The organism is Rhizobium sp. P1_E1, from assembly GCF_056406015.1.
The window spans coordinates 1-1073 of the sequence record NZ_JBFUAY010000530.1 but is presented as its reverse complement, the minus strand read 5'-3'; the positions used below and the strand labels follow the sequence as shown (position 1 = coordinate 1073).

Sequence of the window (1073 nt, the reverse complement as noted above, 5' to 3'; positions counted from 1 at the left end):
AGGTCGAGGTGACGATGCGACCCCATTTGCGCGCTCGCATCTCAGGCAGCACCCGATCGGTAATGGCGATGACGGAGAGCACCATGCTCTGGAAATACTGGTTCCAAAGCATCGGATCCTGGCCGGAGACGGTGGTTGGCGGTGGGCCGCCGGTATTGTTGACGAGGATATCGACCGGTCCGAACTGCTGTTCGATTGCAGCGACATGCGCATCGATCGAACCGAGATCGGAAAGGTCCCATTGCAGAGCCAGTGCCTTGCCGCCTTCGGATTCGATCGCCGCCGTGGTCTTCTCAGCGGCGGCGAGATCGATATCCGCCGCGGCAATTCTGGCGCCTTCGCGCGCAAGCTTGACGGCAATCGCGCTGCCCAATCCGCCGCCGGCACCAAGCACCAGGGCCGTCTTGTCCTTCAGGCCGAAATCCATTCCATCCGTCTCCTCAATGATCGGCCATCTTTCGGAGCAACGGACTATAAATAAAATATGGCTTCTGCTTCGTTCAAGAGATAGAAAAACTATCGATGGACACACGTTTTCTCGAAACCTTCATTGTCGTTGCCGAGCGGCACTCGCTGGCGGAAGCCGCCCAGCGGCTGAACCTCACGCCTGCGGCCGTCGCCCAGCGCATCCGCGCATTGGAGGCGGAGCTCGGGGTGCGGCTGCTGGTGCGTTCCGGCCGCGTCATGCGGCCGACGGAGGCGGGTTTTGCCATTCTCGACCGTTGCAGGGATCTGGTGCGCGATACACGCGACCTGAAGGCGATGGCCGGTTCCGCGACGATTTCGGGCGAGATGCGGATCGGGGCGATCAATACGGCACTGACCGGCCTCGTTCCCGACATTCTCCACCGTCTCGCCCAGGACTATCCGCTGATCGAGATCTTCCTCAAGCCGGGCGCTTCGATGGATCTTTATGCCGAGGTTTTGAACGGCGCGCTGGATGCGGCCTTCATCATCGAACCTCGATTTCCGATGCAGAAGACACTGACCTTCAACAAGCTGCGCCAGGAACCCCTGGTGCTGATCGCTCCGCGGGACTGTGAGGGGGCGGATCCGCTCGAACTGTTGAAGGC

At 60.9% G+C, this 1073-nt stretch carries 2 protein-coding genes; one reads left to right on the top strand and one right to left on the bottom strand.

Features of this window, described 5'->3' with window-relative positions; genetic code table 11:
- A partial coding sequence (locus AC1D1Z_RS37725; protein ID WP_477853951.1) for an SDR family NAD(P)-dependent oxidoreductase occupies positions 1 to 427 on the bottom strand: 427 nt, incomplete at its 3' end.
- A 95-nt stretch (positions 428 to 522) separates the two neighbouring features.
- Here AC1D1Z_RS37725 and AC1D1Z_RS37720 point away from each other — a divergent pair.
- A partial coding sequence (locus AC1D1Z_RS37720; protein ID WP_477853949.1) for a LysR family transcriptional regulator occupies positions 523 to 1073 on the top strand: 551 nt, incomplete at its 3' end.